General features: G+C 45.6%; 17 protein-coding genes. 12 read left to right on the top strand and 5 right to left on the bottom strand.

The annotated features are described in order from the left end of the window. Positions 1-55 precede the first annotated feature (55 nt). The 3 genes from SporoP33_RS07470 to SporoP33_RS07460 form a co-directional block, all read right to left on the bottom strand. Positions 56-1,246, bottom strand: a complete 1,191-nt coding sequence (locus tag SporoP33_RS07470) for a class I SAM-dependent methyltransferase (RefSeq protein WP_081243135.1) — start codon at positions 1,244-1,246, stop codon at positions 56-58. A 22-nt stretch (positions 1,247-1,268) separates the two neighbouring features. Beyond that, the gene (nfsA, locus tag SporoP33_RS07465) at positions 1,269-2,000 is read right to left on the bottom strand and encodes an oxygen-insensitive NADPH nitroreductase (RefSeq protein WP_081243134.1); all 732 of its coding nucleotides are present in this window, start codon (positions 1,998-2,000) and stop codon (positions 1,269-1,271) included. Positions 2,001-2,094: 94 nt separating this feature from the next. Continuing rightward, a complete protein-coding gene (locus SporoP33_RS07460; protein WP_099662694.1) occupies positions 2,095-2,562 on the bottom strand; it encodes a nucleoside deaminase in 468 nt (155 codons plus the stop codon). Between the two features lie 183 nt (positions 2,563-2,745). Between SporoP33_RS07460 and SporoP33_RS07455 the strand changes: the two genes are divergently transcribed. From SporoP33_RS07455 to SporoP33_RS07425, 7 genes are all read left to right on the top strand, one after another. After that, positions 2,746-3,447, top strand: coding sequence for a VOC family protein (locus tag SporoP33_RS07455; protein ID WP_196796891.1), 702 nt, complete (start codon positions 2,746-2,748; stop codon positions 3,445-3,447). Between the two features lie 54 nt (positions 3,448-3,501). Further along, the gene (gene hflX, locus SporoP33_RS07450; RefSeq protein WP_081243131.1) at positions 3,502-4,770 is read left to right on the top strand and encodes a GTPase HflX; all 1,269 of its coding nucleotides are present in this window, start codon (positions 3,502-3,504) and stop codon (positions 4,768-4,770) included. A gap of 267 nt (positions 4,771-5,037) precedes the next feature. After that, on the top strand, positions 5,038-5,898 hold the full coding sequence (locus SporoP33_RS07445) for a DUF6612 family protein (protein WP_081243130.1): 861 nt from the start codon (positions 5,038-5,040) through the stop codon (positions 5,896-5,898). A gap of 298 nt (positions 5,899-6,196) precedes the next feature. After that, positions 6,197-7,147, top strand: coding sequence for an ABC transporter permease (locus SporoP33_RS07440; RefSeq protein WP_081243129.1), 951 nt, complete (start codon positions 6,197-6,199; stop codon positions 7,145-7,147). Then, positions 7,140-8,090 carry an iron chelate uptake ABC transporter family permease subunit gene (locus SporoP33_RS07435; RefSeq protein WP_081243128.1) on the top strand — a complete coding sequence of 317 codons (951 nt, stop codon included), beginning with the start codon at positions 7,140-7,142 and terminating at the stop codon, positions 8,088-8,090. The genes SporoP33_RS07440 and SporoP33_RS07435 overlap by 8 nt, the downstream gene beginning before the upstream one ends. Continuing rightward, positions 8,087-8,848 (top strand): iron ABC transporter ATP-binding protein, encoded by a 762-nt coding sequence (locus tag SporoP33_RS07430; protein ID WP_081243127.1) that lies wholly within the window; start codon positions 8,087-8,089, stop codon positions 8,846-8,848. Before SporoP33_RS07435 ends, SporoP33_RS07430 begins: the two co-directional genes overlap by 4 nt. Before the next feature lie 21 nt (positions 8,849-8,869). Then, positions 8,870-9,832 carry a siderophore ABC transporter substrate-binding protein gene (locus SporoP33_RS07425; RefSeq protein WP_081243126.1) on the top strand — a complete coding sequence of 321 codons (963 nt, stop codon included), beginning with the start codon at positions 8,870-8,872 and terminating at the stop codon, positions 9,830-9,832. 119 nt (positions 9,833-9,951) lie between these two features. Here the strand turns inward: SporoP33_RS07425 and SporoP33_RS07420 are convergent, their stop codons facing one another. Next, positions 9,952-10,293, bottom strand: coding sequence for a hypothetical protein (locus SporoP33_RS07420; RefSeq protein ID WP_081243125.1), 342 nt, complete (start codon positions 10,291-10,293; stop codon positions 9,952-9,954). Positions 10,294-10,489: 196 nt separating this feature from the next. On the opposite strand from SporoP33_RS07420, the gene SporoP33_RS07415 reads away from it, so the two are divergent. From SporoP33_RS07415 to SporoP33_RS07395, 5 genes are all read left to right on the top strand, one after another. Beyond that, a complete protein-coding gene (locus SporoP33_RS07415) occupies positions 10,490-11,632 on the top strand; it encodes an MFS transporter (RefSeq protein ID WP_369821971.1) in 1,143 nt (380 codons plus the stop codon). Between the two features lie 109 nt (positions 11,633-11,741). Continuing rightward, on the top strand, positions 11,742-12,404 hold the full coding sequence (locus SporoP33_RS07410; protein ID WP_081243123.1) for a uracil-DNA glycosylase: 663 nt from the start codon (positions 11,742-11,744) through the stop codon (positions 12,402-12,404). 20 nt (positions 12,405-12,424) lie between these two features. Then, positions 12,425-14,161, top strand: coding sequence for an ABC transporter ATP-binding protein (locus SporoP33_RS07405; RefSeq protein WP_081243122.1), 1,737 nt, complete (start codon positions 12,425-12,427; stop codon positions 14,159-14,161). Between the two features lie 21 nt (positions 14,162-14,182). Next, complete coding sequence (locus SporoP33_RS07400) at positions 14,183-14,779, top strand: DNA-3-methyladenine glycosylase (protein ID WP_081243121.1); 597 nt, start codon at positions 14,183-14,185, stop codon at positions 14,777-14,779. Between the two features lie 54 nt (positions 14,780-14,833). After that, positions 14,834-15,883: a YkvI family membrane protein gene (locus SporoP33_RS07395; RefSeq protein WP_081243120.1), complete on the top strand. Its 1,050-nt coding sequence runs from the start codon at positions 14,834-14,836 to the stop codon at positions 15,881-15,883. 139 nt (positions 15,884-16,022) lie between these two features. Here the strand turns inward: SporoP33_RS07395 and hmpA are convergent, their stop codons facing one another. Next, positions 16,023-17,210: an NO-inducible flavohemoprotein gene (gene hmpA / locus SporoP33_RS07390; protein WP_081243119.1), complete on the bottom strand. Its 1,188-nt coding sequence runs from the start codon at positions 17,208-17,210 to the stop codon at positions 16,023-16,025. Between the last annotated feature and the right edge of the window lie 3 nt (positions 17,211-17,213).

The following is a 17,213-nucleotide window of genomic DNA, read 5'->3' as shown; positions in this document are numbered from 1 at the left end:
CGGATCGCCGGAGCGTCAATTTATGACGCTTCGGCGATCCGTTTCTTTCTATCTATTATACAATGCTGTCATCTGCCGGGAGGAACCCGAGCAGCGGCTTGAGTTCTTTCTCCAAGAACGGCTTGGCCTGCAGCATCGTACGAAATGCCGTATAACGGGCAATTTGCTCTGCATTTGGCTGTTTATCGTTTCGGTATGCGCGAATCAATATATTTTTCGGCGTATGCTCCATATCAATGAATTCAACAAGCTGTGCCTCGTAGCCGGCCAAAGTCAGCAACTCTGCACGAATCGAATCGGTTGCCAATGCGGCAAAGCGCTCTTTTACTAACCCGTGCTGCAGCATGACATCAAGCGCAGGGGACTGCAGTTGTGAAAACAACTCGTGCTGACAGCAGGGGACAGATAAAATAACCGAAGCGCCCCAGTTGACTGCTTTGGCGAGCGCCATATCAGTTGCCACGTCGCAGGCATGCAGCGTAACGACCATATCAACCGCCGTATCCCCGTCATATTCATTAATATCGCCCACTAGAAACTCCAGCTGATCGTATTGCAGATCACGTGCAATTTCCTGACATTCTTCAATGACTTCTTTTTTTAGATCCAATCCTGTGACGCGGATATCCAATCCTTTTTCAATCCGCAAGTAGTGATACAGTGCAAATGTTAAGTAGGATTTACCCGAACCGAAATCCAGGATGCGGATTGGACGGTCTTTCGGCAAGTGGGAAAGAGTATCATTGATTAATTCAACGAAACGGTTAATTTGACGGAACTTGTCGTGCTTTTGATTTTTGACTTTGCCTTCCGGGGTCTGGACACCCAGTCTGACAAGAAACGGGTAGGGCGTTCCTTCATGCAGTGCATAATTTTTTACGCGGTTATGTGCATAATCCACAGTCTTTTCTGTATCCAGAAAAATCCGCTTGATGGAAACTTTCATCTTCTTTGAAATCTGAATCTGCATCGTTTCATTCGTCAGATCAATATGGAATTGTTTATAGTTTTCCAAAGCTTGCTGCAAAGGCTGCGCCACATCTTCAAGCGCAATATTTTCATGTTTCAGTATCCGTTCATGCTGATATTCAAATTGAACATGATAGGAACCTTTTAGATCAAGCGGCTTTAACTTAATTCGTTTTACTTCATTGGATTTCAATCGCGGCCGGCTAATCGTCGCCCGGATGAATGATCCGTCTGTCATGCGTCGCTGGAGCAGCTCCAGTACGTCATCTACTGACATGATGTGACACTCCTGTCTGTCTTCAGTTCAATAAGAAACCTTGTTTTTGCAGGAAAGCCTGAATTTCTGTGCGTTTTGGCGCCTCGAGAAAATCGGCCATCTCTTTTGTCCAAGTAGCTTCGCGCTGATTAGAATCGCGGCTCGCGTAATATTCTTTCATAATCTCGTCGTATGCCGGCAATAAATCATTGTACTTTTCTTCGTTATACGTATTTTCATGCAGGACGGCCTCTATCGGCAGACGTGGTTTTACGCCATTGGCTTCGTTCGGTACGCCGATGGAAAGTCCGAATAACGGAACTACGCCTTTTGGCAATTCCAGTACTTCCGAAATTTCCTCCATAGCATTACGGACACCGCCGATATAGCAAATGCCGTAGCCTTTTGACTCGGCTGCGATGACTACATTCTGCGCGAATAAACCTACATCAATTGCGCCGACCAATACATTTTCCGCTACTGTGTAGTTAATTTCCTGGCCATTCAGCCGGGCGGCATGAGACAGCCGGTTATAGTCCATACAGAAAACGAGTACAGCACCTGCAGTATAGAACTGACGGCGGTTTTTCGATAGTTCCGCCAGCTGTCCCCGCTTGTCTGTATCCGTGACATACAGTACCGAGCAGGCCTGCACGAAGTGTGAACTTGCTGCGTGCTGTCCTGCTTTAACTAGTTCCATCACCGTTTCTCTTGTAATCGGTTCATCTTTATAGCGCCGAACCGACGAGTGCGATGTTAATAAATCGATAACCATACAATCCCTCCGCATTCATTCTGCCCGGGAAGTATACATTCCCGAAACTCTTCTTTTATCCTACACTATTCTGACCTTTCAGGAAACACAAAGCTCACTCGGGCTGCTGCAGATTCCACTCGATAAAAGGTTTCTCCGCACCTGGGATCCTTTTTTGGATGAACGGAACAGAACGTTTTTCGGGCGGCAGCTGCTGATCAGGAAAGAATTCTTTCACTGGATTCGTAAAACCTGCTTCTTCAAATGCTTGCTGTTTGCTGCAAGCATAGTAAATTGCCCCAAGCTTCGCCCAGTACGATGCGCCAAGACACATCGGACAAGGTTCTCCGCTTGCGTACAATACGCAGTCAGACAAATCAAGTGTCTGCAATGCAGCACATGCTTCTTTTATCGCCAATAACTCGGCATGCGCAGATGGATCACATGTAGAGTTCACCAAATTAGTGCCAGAACCGATAATTTCCCCATCTTTCACTATAATGGAAGCGAACGGCCCGCCGCCATCCGCCGCATTTTTAACTGCCATCTCCACCGTATGCGCAAGCCATTTCTCATGATTCATATTGTTTCCTCCTGTCGAATAGGCAAATTCCCCGGGAAATATTGTCCGGAAACCTGTATTCATCATACAAAAAAATCGTATAGGAGACAAAATATTCACGGACAGTAAAGGCGGGGGATGACCGGCAGGCTTGCGAGGTTTGGTATGATAGGGGGACGATCAATGAGAAAGGAGAGCCTTACTATGAAACTGGATCACATCGTGTATTTTACTAATGATGAAATAAATGAGGTAGTGAACGAACAGCATGCAAAAGGGAACTGTGCCGCAGCGGGCGGACGGCATGAGAATTGGGGAACAGCGAATGCTTTATTGTATACGGATAATGCGTATATTGAGTGGCTGACTGTAGAGGAAGAAGGCAAAGCCAGGGCCGCCGCTGCCGATCAGCCGCTTATCGCACAATATTTTCATGACCGGCAATACGGAGACGGCTGGGCGACGGTATGCTTTTCCGTGCCGGATATAGAGCAATGGAAAGAGGAGCTTGACAACAAAGGCTTTACAACCACTGATGTTCTTCCTGCCGCAAGAAGAACAGCTGACGGAAAGGTGCTGCGGTGGAAGATGCTGTTTATCGAACAGAGCGTATCGGGTGAATTACCGTATCCGTTTTTTATTGAATGGGAGGAATCAGAAGCAGAGCGGATGGAACGTCTTGAAAAAAACGGAGCCCGCACTGCCGTTCACCGGCAGCGCCGGATTTCAGAATGTGTATTTCACGTAGAAGACCCGTTGCGCGAAACAGGCGAGTGGGCAGTGTTATTATCGCAGAAAGCCGGAGACGATCATGATATCCGCATAGGCGACGTCGTGTTTCGTTTTATCGAGAAGCAAGCTGCTGCACAGCGCCTGGCGGAGATTCATTTCTCGTCAAACGGTTAGGCGGCGGCACGAAGGGTAAACTATGTATAAAGATATGTCAGGGAGGATGCCAGCATGGATGTGTTAATTGAAAAAGCCGTAATTGTCGGCGTGCACGAACAGAAGGATCTGCACTTTGAATATGGAATGGAAGAATTGAAGAACTTGGCAGAAGCGATTGAAGTGGAAGTTATAGGAGAAGTGACGCAAAATCTTGAGAGGCGCAATCCGTCCCATTATATCGGGAAAGGGAAGATCGATGAAATTCGTGACGTATATGAGGAGACAGGTGCGAACTTATTGATATTCAATGATGAATTATCACCTTCCCAATTGCGCAATCTCGAGAGGGAGCTTGAATGTAAAATTATTGATCGCACAATGTTAATATTGGATATTTTCGCAAGACGTGCACGCAACCGAGAAGCGCAGATGCAAGTTGAATTAGCGCAACTGCAATACACGCTGCCGCGGCTTGTCGGCTTGCGTGCGTCACTCAGCAGACAAGGCGGCGGCACGGGCGGCGGTTTACAAAACAAAGGTGCCGGTGAAACCAAGCTTGAGCTCGACCGCCGGAAGATTGAAGACCAGATTGCCAAACTGCGCCGTGAACTGGAACATGTGCGTGATCAGCGTGAAACACAGAGGAAACAGCGGGTGCGCAGCGGGATTCCTGTCGTATCCATTGTCGGTTATACGAATGCAGGGAAATCCACACTCATGAACCGTCTGCTGCAATACGCCAATGCAGATGAATCCAAAGAAGTAAGCGAAAAAGATATGCTGTTTGCTACGCTTGAGACTGCTGTACGGAAAATCCAGCTCCCGGATAAAAAAGAATTTATTCTGACAGACACTGTAGGGTTCGTCTCCAAACTGCCGCACCATCTCGTTCAGGCATTCCGCTCGACACTCGAAGAAGCGAAAAATGCAGACTTGCTGCTGCATGTGGTTGACGTTTCGGATGAAGAGCATGGACATATGATGGATGTGACCAATGAAACACTTGAAGATATTGGCGTAGAGAGTGTGCCGACTGTCAACATCTATAATAAAGCAGACTTGGCGGAAATTCCGTATCCGCGGGTGAAAGATCAGAGCATCTGGATGTCTGCAGGCGAAAACAAAGGAATTCCTGAGTTGCTGACATTGATCCAGCAAAATTTATTCCGACAGTATGTCACATGTAAATTACTGATTCCGTATGACCGGGGTGAAATCGTTTCACATCTCAATGAAACTGCCTCAATCAAAGACACTGCCTACGAAGAAGAGGGAACGTTAATGACCGTGGAAATGCCGGAAAGCGAATGTGACCGGCTGCAGGAATTCGTATTGAAGTAATTATAAGTAAAGACAAAAAAAGGGCTGCACGCGCAATGCGTGCAGCCAAATCCTTTTATCTTTATAAGAAGAGAAAGGGGGTGGGATGCTTTTAGTTTGCCCGTTTACAACAAATCTAAACCTGTTTGAAAAAAATAAAAAGAAATCTACCGATTACTCATTTCACTTACTTGTAAAAGAGGATTGCCGGAAGGGTTCAATCACCACCTTTTCTTGTGGTTTCTGCACCGGGCAGTGAGATGAATTTATGAAAGGAGAGACATGAACATGACCAAGTGGACAGCGATGTTAACTGCAGGAATGTTGGCGCTTGTCTTGAGCGCCTGTGGACAAACCGCAGAGCCGAAGGAAGATCCTATTTCAGGAGAAACAGAGGAAGTCGTCGTAAAGAGTGACTTGACTGCCGATGAAATCTTGGAAAAAGCGAATGCGGCTGGAGAAACGCAGCAAAGTATGCATTCTGATATGGAAATCAGTCAGACTATTCAAATGGGTGAAGAAACACAGGACATCCGCTCAATGATCGATATGGACATGATGGTTGAACCTCTTGCTATCCGTCAAACAATTAATACACAGGCCGGCGGTGAAGAAATGGCAGTCGAACTATACATGACAGAAGAAGGATTCTTCATGAAAGATCCGCAATCGGGCCAATGGATGAAACTGCCGGATGAAATGTACGAAGAGGTAACGGGTCAAATAGCCAGTGCTGCTGAATCACCTGTGGACATCTCAATGTTTAAAGAATATGCAGAGGACTTCTCATTTGAACAGACAAACGATGAATATATACTGACGTTAAAAGGATCGGACGAAGAGTTCAGCGCGCTCATGAATGATATTCTAAAGCAGAATACACCGGAAGGAGCCCAAGTTGCGGGAGCTGACGAAGCGGATATACATGTTGAAAAATTGGATGTCCAGCTGACAATTGATAAAAAGACCTTCTACACAAAAGAATTTGACATAGATATGATTATGACGATAGGACAGCAAGGTCAGGCTGTAGAAGTGAAACAAAACATCAAAGGCATGATGACGAAAATCAATGAGATCGATGAAATTAAAGTACCGAAAGAAATCCTCGACAGCGCGAAAAATATGAACGAGGCAATGAAGCGGTAATGGCATCGCTGAAGCTGACCACTCAAAATGAAGTGTTTAGCTTCAGCTTTTTCTATGGATGTTGTATGAAGTGCCAGCACTGGGAAAAAACTGCGGGTTGATTGTGAACTGCTGAACAGCAAGCAGTTTCAATGAAAGGATCCCAATTGGGAGTATCAAACCTCATTAAAAAGTGTTGATAATGATTTTCAGTTAGGTATTGACACGAGTTAGCAAACACGGTAATGTAGTTCATGAGCGAATGATAATCATTTTCATTTAAGTGAAAAAGCTCAAATATTCGATATCGGAGTTCTTCATGAAGAAACGTTATTTAATTCCAACCGTTATTCTGCTCTCCCTCCTGTCGCTGTTTGTCGGTGCAAGCCGAATCACACCAGCAGACTTATTGGATTGGCGTTCAGAAGAAACAGAGATTTTCTTAATTAGTCGGGTTCCCCGATTAGTCGCAATATTGCTTGCTGGTGCAGGGATGAGTATTGCCGGGTTGATTATGCAGCAACTTAGCCGCAATAAATTTGTCTCCCCGACTACAGCAGGTACATTAGACGCGACAAAGCTGGGAATTTTAGTGTCTATGTTAATTTTCACCAACGCAACATTATTGGAAAAAATGGCCGTGTCATTTACATTTGCCTTGATCAGTACGTTCTTATTCATGCAAATCCTGGATCGTATTAAATTCAAAGATGCCATTTTTATTCCGCTTGTTGGCTTAATGTTCGGGAATATTTTATCTTCCATTTCCACGTTTTTTGCATATAAAGCAAATGTGATACAGAATATGTCGGCTTGGCTTCAAGGTGACTTTTCCATGATCATGAAAGGGCGGTATGAGCTTTTGTATATCAGTATACCGGTACTGATCATTACATATTTATATGCAAATCGTTTTACTGTGGCGGGAATGGGTGAAGATTTCTCCAAGAACCTCGGACTCGCGTATAAGCGTATCGTCAATACCGGATTGATTTTAGTCGCATTGATAACGACAACCGTAGTGCTGACGGTAGGTCTGATTCCTTTCTTAGGATTAATCATCCCGAACATCGTATCGATCTTTAAAGGAGACCATTTGCAAAAGACGCTGCCGCATACCGCATTACTTGGCGCTATTTTCCTTCTCATCTGTGACATTCTGGGCAGGGTTATTATTTTCCCATACGAGATCTCGATCAGTTTAATGGTCGGCGTAATCGGAAGCGGAATCTTCCTGTACCTGTTGTTTAGGAGGAAAGCCTATGCGTAACTCAACAAAACTATTGATCTTGCTGGCATTTTCTTTAGTGTTTTGCGGATTGTATTTATTTCAGGGATTGAACGGCAGCTATGATTATGCACTTCCTCGCAGAGCCATCAAAGTAATGGCGATGGCGTTGACCGGGGTAGCAGTAGCATACTCTACAGTCATTTTCCAGACGATTACACATAACCGTATTTTGACGCCGAGCATCATGGGGCTGGATTCACTTTATATCCTGCTGCAAACGGTTCTCGTATTCTTTTTCGGTTCAACTTCTTTTGTGCTGATCAATCAGCAATTCAATTTTATGCTGTCTGTCGGGGCAATGGTATTGTTTGCCTTGCTGCTCTATCACTTTTTATTCGGTAAAGGGAATCGGCCGATTTACTTCCTGTTGCTGGTCGGTATTATCGTCGGCACATTCTTCGGAAGCATTTCGACATTCCTGCAAGTGATGATTGACCCGAATGAATTTCTGCGTGTGCAAGATAAGATGTTTGCAAGTTTCAATAATATCAACGGGGACCTCGTCTGGTGGGCGTTTGCGATATTGGTGCTCACACTCATTATCGGCTGGCGCTATATCAATGAACTCGACGTCTTATCACTTGGACGGGATACAGCGGTCAACCTTGGCGTGCCGTACCAGTCAGTCGTTAAGCTTATGCTGATTTTATCGGCAGTACTGATAGCAGTATCCACGGCATTAGTCGGGCCGATTACATTCTTCGGTCTCATTGTTGCCAATTTGAGCTATCAGTTCTTCAATACGTTTAAGCATTCAATTTTAATTACAGGTGCTGCGCTGATGAGTATCATCGCATTAGTCGGCGGTCAGTGGATCGTCGAGCGCGTCTTCTCTTTCTCGACTACACTCAGTGTAATCATCAACTTTGTCGGTGGCATTTACTTTATCTATTTACTATTAAAGGAGAGTCGATCCTCATGATCCAAGTTCGTGAGCTAACGAAATTTTATGGAAAAAAAGCAGTCGTCGAAAAGGTCAGTGTAAATATTCATCGAGGCAAAATCACGTCATTCATTGGACCTAACGGGGCTGGTAAATCTACTCTTCTTTCGATGGTAAGCCGATTAATGGATGCCGATACGGGTGAAGTATTGCTCGATAAAAACAAAGTGAAAGAAATGAAGTCGAATGATTTTGCAAAGCGCGTTGCGATTTTAAAGCAATCAAACTTCATGAATGTCAAACTGACTATCCGTGAACTTGTTGGATTCGGCCGTTTCCCGCATTGTAAGGGCCGTCTCCAGGAAGAAGACGAACGGATGGTGGACCAAGCGTTGGAGTATATGGGTCTGACCGACATGCAAGAAGCGTACTTGGATGAATTATCTGGCGGCCAGCGTCAGCGCGCGTTCATTGCGATGACGATCGCGCAGGACACCGACTATATTTTACTCGATGAGCCGCTTAACAACCTCGATATGAAGCATTCTGTGCAGATTATGAAGATCTTGCGGCAGCTTGTTGACGATTTAGGAAAAACCGTCGTCATCGTTTTGCACGATATCAACTTTGCCTCCGTTTATTCAGATCGCATTGTTGCATTAAAAAACGGTAAAGTCGTTAAAGACGGGTTAACCAATGAAATTATTACGTCAGAATCATTACGGGATATTTATGATATGGACATTCCAATTCAACAAATGAAAGATTGCCGTATTTGCGTTTATTTTAACTCTTAAAAAGTGAGGAATTATACTAAAATGAAAAAACTTACACTATCACTGTTTGCATTAATCCTACTGTTTGCACTTGCTGCTTGCGGCGGGGCAAAAGAAGAAGAAAAACCTGCTGACAGCGCAGCACCTGATGATCAGCCAGCAGAAGAAAGCACAGAAGTTACAATTACTCATGAACTTGGTGAAACGACTCTTGAAAAAAACCCTGAAAAGGTCGTAGTATTCGACTTTGGAACTTTAGATACATTGGACGAACTGGGAATTGAAGTAGCAGGTCTTCCGCAATCAAATGTACCTGGGTACCTTTCCAAATACGAAGATGACAAGTACGAAAACCTGGGAAGCTTGAAAGAGCCTGACTTTGAAGCAATCAACGCAATGAAACCGGATGTAATCTTTATCTCCGGACGTCAGTCAGACTTGTATGACCAGCTGTCTGAAATCGCTCCAACAATCTTCATGGGCGTTGACACGTCGAACTACATGGAATCATTCAAAGAAAATATGGGTAAGATCGCAACACTCTTCGATAAAGAAGACGAAATGAACAAAGAACTGGCCGATGTGGATGCAGACATTGAAGATATTAAAGCAAAAATTTCTGAAACAGACAGCAAAGCATTAATCATTCTGGCAACTGAAGGTAAAGTCAGTGCATACGGCCCAAGCTCACGTTTCGGATTAGTTCATGATGTATTCGGTTTCCAGCCGGCAGATGAAAATATTGAAGTTTCCACACATGGGCAAAACGTTACATTTGAATACATCCTGGAAACAAACCCTGATATTCTATTTATCATCGACCGGGATGCAGCAATCGGCAACGGTGCAACGGCTAAAGATTCAGTAGAAAACGATCTGGTAAAGAAAACAAATGCATTCAAAAATGATAAAATGGTGTACCTAAACGGTGAATACTGGTACTTATCCGGCGGCGGACTTCAATCAATCAAAGAAATGATCAAAGAAGTAGAAGCTGGATTATAAGAATTACAGAAAATCCCGTCAGACTCCGGTCTGACGGGATTTTTTCACATTCTGCGGGGTTTGCACAGTATTTATGCATGCTTCCGGCTGCGAGCGCTCATACTTTCTTCACGAGCGCTCTATAATTTCACTAGCCGCTCATATGTATTGCTCAAGCGCTCATACCCGCTGTTCAAGTGATCAATCACCTTGCTCGAGCGCTCATACCCGCTGTTCAAGTGATCAATCGTCTTGCTTGGGCGCTCATACACAGTGTTCAAGCGATCAATCACCTTGCTAAAGTGCTCATGTACGCTGTTCAAGCGATCAATCACCTTGCTCAAGCGCTCATACCCGCTGTTCAAGCGATCAATCACCTTGCTCGAGCGCTCATACCCGCTGTTCAAGCGATCAATCACCTTGCTCAAGCGCTCATACCCGCTGTTCAAGTGATCAATCACACCGCCCAACCGCTCATACACATATCCCGCCCCATCCTAAATTCCCGATCTCACAAACTAAATCCGCAGGAAAACAACACTAGTCAAACGCAAAACAAAAGTGGTATAATTACAGCTGTAAAGACACCTAAAGATTGCACAATGGAAAGGTAGAAGACTGGTGAAAAAGAAAGAACTATCACGCAATAAATTGCTTGGCATTGCAGGCACAGGCTGGATGTTCGACGCGATGGATGTTGGTATTCTGTCCTTTGTTATAGCCGCATTGGCAGTAGACTGGCAGCTGACTTCGTCTGAAATGGGCTGGATTGGCAGTATCAATTCAATCGGTATGGCGGTTGGGGCATTCGGTTTCGGGCTGCTTGCAGACCGCATCGGACGAAAGCAAGTATTTATGATCACATTAGTTTTATTTTCAGTCGCAAGCGGATTATCTGCTTTAACGACTTCATTATGGGCATTCCTGATACTCCGTTTTCTGGTAGGCGCAGGTTTAGGCGGAGAACTGCCTGTTGCATCCACACTGGTATCAGAAAGTGTATCCGCAAAAGAACGCGGACGTGTCGTAGTGCTGCTTGAAAGCTTCTGGGCTGCGGGCTGGCTGATTGCGGCATTGATTGCATACTTTGTGATCCCGAGTTTCGGCTGGCGGATTGCTTTGATTATTACTGCGCTTCCGGCGTTTTATGCCATTTATTTACGGCGTAATTTGCCGGATTCCAAGAAGTTTGAAGAACAGGGAAAAACAACACAGTCAACTGGCCAAAAGTTGAAGCAGTTATTGGCTCCAGCATTCAGAAAACGGACTATCATGCTGTGGATTGTATGGTTTGCGGTAGTCTTCTCGTATTACGGCATGTTCTTATGGCTGCCGAGTGTGATGGTGCTGAAAGGTTTCAGTCTGATCAAGAGCTTCGGCTATGTTTTGCTGATGACACTTGCACAGCTGCCGGGCTACTTCAGCGCGGCATGGCTCATTGAGAGAATGGGACGCAAATTCGTCCTCGCCACGTATTTGTTCGGAACGGCGCTCAGTGCGCTTGCTTTCGGAAATGCAGATTCCTTATTTACTTTAATGGTGGCGGGCGCACTGCTGTCATTCTTTAATCTGGGTGCATGGGGAGCGCTGTACGCGTATTCTCCTGAACAGTACCCTACTTCAATTCGTGCAACGGGCTCCGGCACTGCAGCGGCTGTAGGACGTGTAGGCGGCATCTTCGGACCGCTTCTTGTCGGTACGTTGCTAGCGGCAGGCCATGGATTCGGCATGATTTTCGCCATTTTCTGCGGGGCGATCCTAGTTGGCGTATTAGCCGTTATCTTCCTTGGAACTGAAACAAAACAGACTGAATTGACATAATATAAACTAAGCCGTTTCCATTTCATATAAATGGGAGCGGCTTTTTCAATGGCTAATATTTTTGATTCGCAGACGAAACCCTTATAATTATGAATAAGGAGCTGATACGATGTTTCGCATACCTGATGAATTGGCGCGTATTGCGCAAGAACGCAGCGAAGGATTTCCAGTGGAAGGCTTTGTGCGCGGAGAAGGTCCCGAATCACCGTCGCTTTTATTGATCGGTGAAGCACCCGGAGAACACGAAGCGATACACGGCATCCCGTTTATAGGACGTGCGGGTGATGAGCTGATGAAATCACTGGCATCGATCGGTCTGACGCGGGAAGATGTGTATATGACGAGTTCATTCCGCAGCAGGCCTTATAAATGGGGGACGAAGAAAGAACGTGACGGCAGTTTGACTGAACGTAAATATAACCGGCCGCCTACTCAAAAAGAGCAGCTGGCTCATGCGCCGGTACTTGATTTTGAAGTAAAAAATCTGCGTCCGAAGCTCATCGTGACACTCGGCAATATCGGCCTTCAGCGATTGCTCGGAAAACACGCGAAAGTCACGGCGCTGCATGGACAAGTAATCACACAGCCCGTCCAATACTTAGCGGCACTGGAAGATACGCAGTACAGCTGGACAGATCATTCCTACACCATCGTGCCGACATTTCATCCGGCTTCCGTTTTTTACCGTCCATCTCTCCGTCCGGAACTGGAGAGCGACTGGCAGCGGATCGGTGAATATCTCCAAGGACTAACAGATAACTCATTTGAATAATATAGAAAAGAGGATACGTTATGAGTCCGCAAATAAAACCTGCAGGGTCTGTTAAAGAATTCATAGGCCTTGTTAAAACATTACACTGGCCTGTTGCAGTAACGGTCATTGCATTCGTGCTCTCCCTCGTTGAAACGGCGGCAGGACTTGCGGTGCCGCTGATCACCAAAGATTTAGTGGACTCTTTTACGAGTGAATTGATGAACTGGAAAACGGGTGTGTTTCTGCTCGTTTTATTCGTCGTGCAGGCAATTGCCGGTGGGTTTTCCTATTATATGCTGGCTTATATCGGTGAATCGGTAGTGGCTGATCTGCGCAATCAGCTATGGCAAAAGGTTCTGCGTTTACCGGTGCCATATTTCGACCAAAATGAAACAGGAGAAACGATGAGCAGGATTACGCAGGACACTACAGTGTTAAAATCGCTGGTCTCGGAGCATTTAGTTTCATTCATCTCCGGCTTGATATCAATTGTCGGGGCGGTCATCATTTTACTTGTGCTCGATTGGAAAATGACTATTATTATGCTGATTAGTGTGCCTGTCAGCATGGCAATTCTATATCCGCTGGGACGGCTGATGCATAAAGTGGCGAAAGCGACACAGGCTGAAATGGCGAAGTTTTCAGGACATCTTGGCCGGGTGCTCGGTGATATACGTTTAGTAAAAGCCTATCGTGCAGAGCCAGCAGAAGGTGAGAAAGGGAAGGCTGCGATCCGGTCATTGTTAGGATATGGCCTAAAAGAAGCGAAAATCCAGGCAGTCATCTCTCCAATCATGATGTTGACGATGATGGGCATCCTAGTAGTAATCCTCGGATACGGCGGCGCACAAGTGGCAAAAGGTGACTTGTCTGCCGGTACGCTCGTTGCGATTATTTTCTTGCTTTTTCAGATCATCATGCCATTTGCAAAGATGGCCCAATTTTTCACTTCATTCCAGAAGGCAGTGGGCGCGACGGAACGGATTCAGGGAATTTTGCACATGAATTCGGAACCCGCAGAAGGCAAGTCTGTTTCAAAAGCTAATGAAACCATTACGTTTTCAGATGTTCATTTTTCTTATGAAGAGGGAAAGGAAGTAGTGAAGGGCATTTCTTTCGCCGCTGAAACAGGCACTGTGACGGCATTTGTCGGACCGAGCGGAGGAGGAAAGACGACGATATTCTCATTGGTTGAACGGTTCTATCAGCCGACTTCAGGAGAAATACGGTTTGGGGATGCATCTATACAAACTATCCCGTTATCCGACTGGCGCCGTCGAATCGGCTATGTGTCGCAGGAAAGCCCGTTATTAAGCGGGACGATTCTCGACAATATCGCGTATGGACTGGAGAAAAGACCGCCGCTTGACCAAGTGATCGAGGCGGCAAAAGCAGCCAATGCATATACGTTTATCGAGGAAATGCCTGATGGATTTGAAACGATGGTGGGAGAGCGCGGCATGAAACTGTCAGGAGGTCAGCGGCAGCGCATTGCCATTGCCCGGGCACTGCTGCATAACCCAGAAATTTTACTGCTGGACGAAGCGACGTCAAATCTGGACAGCGGCTCCGAAACACATGTACAAGAAGCACTTCGCCGATTGATGCATGGTCGGACGACACTCATCATTGCCCATCGGCTGGCAACTGTATTGCATGCAGATCAGCTGCTGTTTCTGGAAAACGGACAAATCACCGGAAGGGGCCGTCATGCCGAATTACTGGAAACGCATGAGCTCTATCGTGAGTTTGCGGCCGGACAGGGATTGGCATAAAAAGAGGAAGGAGAAGATAGTATGTATGAACCGATTGATTCATCATTCTTTACTGCTCCTGTAATTGAACTTGCCCGTAATTTAGTGGGGCAATATATCGTACACGAGCAGCCTGAAGGTTTATCAGTGGTCAGGATAGTGGAAACAGAAGCGTATCACGGGCCTGAAGACCGTGCAGCGCATAGTTTTGGAAATCGCAGAACGAAACGGACGGAGATTATGTTTGGAGAGGCGGGCTCGGTATATACATATCAGATGCATACTCATGTGCTGATGAATGTGGTGGGCGCACAGGAAGGGACGCCCCATGCAGTATTACTGCGGGCAGGTGAGCCGATAGAGGGATTGTCACTTATGCAAGCACGCCGGGGCGGACATATTAAGAAAGTGACGGATCTGACGAACGGGCCCGGAAAGCTTTCCAAAGCACTGAACGTAACGATGGCATACTACGGCCACCATTGGACTCAGCGGCCTCTCTACATAGCCGAGGGTTTTCCGCAATCAGAGATAGAAGCGGGACCGCGTGTAGGAATTGGCAATACTGGTGAGGCCGTACATTATCCATGGCGGTTTTATGAGAAAGATAATCCGTACGTCTCAAAGTACAGGAAATAAAATAAATACAGAATTTCTCAGAGAGTGTTGCTAAAGAGAAAAGTAGGGGAATATATGAAAGAAATATTGAAAATGAGCAGCGCCTTTATCGGAATTGTGGTAGGGGCAGGTTTTGCTTCCGGCAATGAAATTATGACGTATTTTACAAGTTTCGGCTACGCAGGAATGATGGGTGCTGTTATTTGTACGGCACTTTTCGCATATTTAGGAATGACATTGACACGCCTCGGCAGTCGTATGCAGACCATATCGCATAAAGATGTCATCTATAAAATAAGCGGACGTTATGCAGGTGTTGTAGTCGATGGAATTATTATCTTTACACTGTTTGGAGTCGGGGTCGTGATGCTTGCGGGTGCAGGCGCCAACTTACATCAGCAGTTCGGCCTGCCTTCTTATATAGGCAGTCTGCTGATGATTGTTCTGGTCTTCATGACAGTTCTGATGAACGTGGACAAAGTTGTCGCGATCATCGGCAGTGTAACACCGTTTTTAATTCTTACGGTAATTATCGTATCGGCTTATAGCATAGCTACGATGGATACGACCTTTGCTGTTCTTAATCCGGTAGCCAATGCTTTGCCAACCACCTTGCCTAACTGGTTAATATCTGCAGTCAATTATGTGTCATTTAACATTGCGCTCGGTGCTTCCATGTCGATTGTCATGGGCGGTGCAGAGAAGAATGAAAAAATTGCAGCATGGGGAGGGTTCGTCGGGGGACTGGGGCTTGGTATTTTGATATTGCTCAGTCATCTGGCAATTTTCTCACAAGTGGAATACGTATCTGAATCAGAGCTGCCGATGCTTGCTGTCATGAATAATATCTCACCAATTTTCGCGGTCTTTATGGCGGTCATTCTGTACGGCATGATTTTCAATACGGCTGTCAGCATGTTTTATGCATTCGGAGCACGATTTATCCAAAGCGGCACGATGAAGTTTAAACTGTTTGTAGCCTTCTCGTTACTGATTGGCTATGCACTTAGTTTCTTTGGCTTTACAAACTTAGTCAGGACGTTTTATCCGATAGTGGGCTATTTAGGCCTGTTTTTAGTAGCGGCGCTGATTCTTGCTTCATTCCGCATGCCAAAGAAAGTATAAGAACGCGTGGATGTCCGGGAAGCGGCAGTGCTTCAAGGGGCATCTTTTTTTATTCATCAATTCTGGCAGAAGGCGGGAAATAAAGAAGAGCCGCCGCGAAAGTCATGACGACTTTTCGCGGCGGCTCTTTTCTTAGTAATTATACAGTTGCTAATTCAAGTGCTACAGCAGGACCGAAGAACTCGAAGTGAATTTTATCTTCCGGTACTCCAATTGCATGAAGCTGTTGAATAACGAACTCCATGAAGCCAGTCGGACCACATACATAGACATCGCTGCCTGCAATGACGTTCTTTTCAAGGAATTCACGTGTGAATACGCCGTCTCCCTCTTCAGAATAAAGAGCTTTGTAAGTAGAGTTTGGCATTTTTGCGTTCAATTGCTCTAATTTATTCGCAAATGCCTGTTGGCTGCGAGTGCGTGCAGAGTGCAGGAATGCCACTTCGCGGTCTGGAGACAAGTCAGCAATTGTTGAATACATAGCTTTCATTGGTGTAATACCAACGCCGCCGCTGATAAGTGTCACAGGACCAGTTCCAGTAGGCTCTAAGTAGAAATCACCTGCTGGTGCGCTGACTTCCAATGTGTCGCCCACTTTAGCCTCATTATGCAAGTAGCAAGACACTACGCCGTTTGGCGACAATGTATCTTCGCGCTTAACCGAAATACGGAATGTCTCGTCATTCGATTTTTGTGACAGACTGTACTGACGGTTTACGATGTTTTTCGCGCCCGGAATTTCCATACGGACAGTAATATATTGTCCAGGTAAGTAGTATGGTAATTTTTCTCCGTCCACCGGTTTTAGATAGAAGGAAGTGATGACATCACTTTCTTTTACTTTGTCTACGATCTCGAATTCTTTGAACAGCTCCCAGCCGCCTTCAGCTTTAGCTGTATTTTCATACATCTCTGCCTCTACTCCGATGAATGCATCTGCGATGACGCCGTAAGCTGCCGCCCATGCATCGATGATTTCAGGAGTCGCTGCATCGCCAAGCACTTCTTTGATTGCTTTTAGCAGGTGTTCACCAACGATTGGATAATGTTCCGGCAAGATTCCAAGTGACACGTGCTTATGTGCGATTTGTACAACAGCCGGTAGGATTGCTCCCAGGTTGTCAATATGCTGTGCTGCCGCATAGACAGTATTTGCTAATGCTGTCTGCTGACGTCCTTGTGATTGGTTCGCGTGATTGAATATATCTAGTAATTCCGGATGCGCTTTAAACATATTTTTGTAAAAAACAGATGTGATGGTTGTCCCGTGTTGCTCCAGTACTGGTACAGTGGATTTAATAATATCGATAGTTTTTTGATCTAACATTGA

The organism is Sporosarcina sp. P33 (genome assembly GCF_002077155.1).
GTDB lineage: Bacteria > Bacillota > Bacilli > Bacillales_A > Planococcaceae > Sporosarcina.
This window is presented reverse-complemented; position numbering and strand designations above follow the sequence as displayed.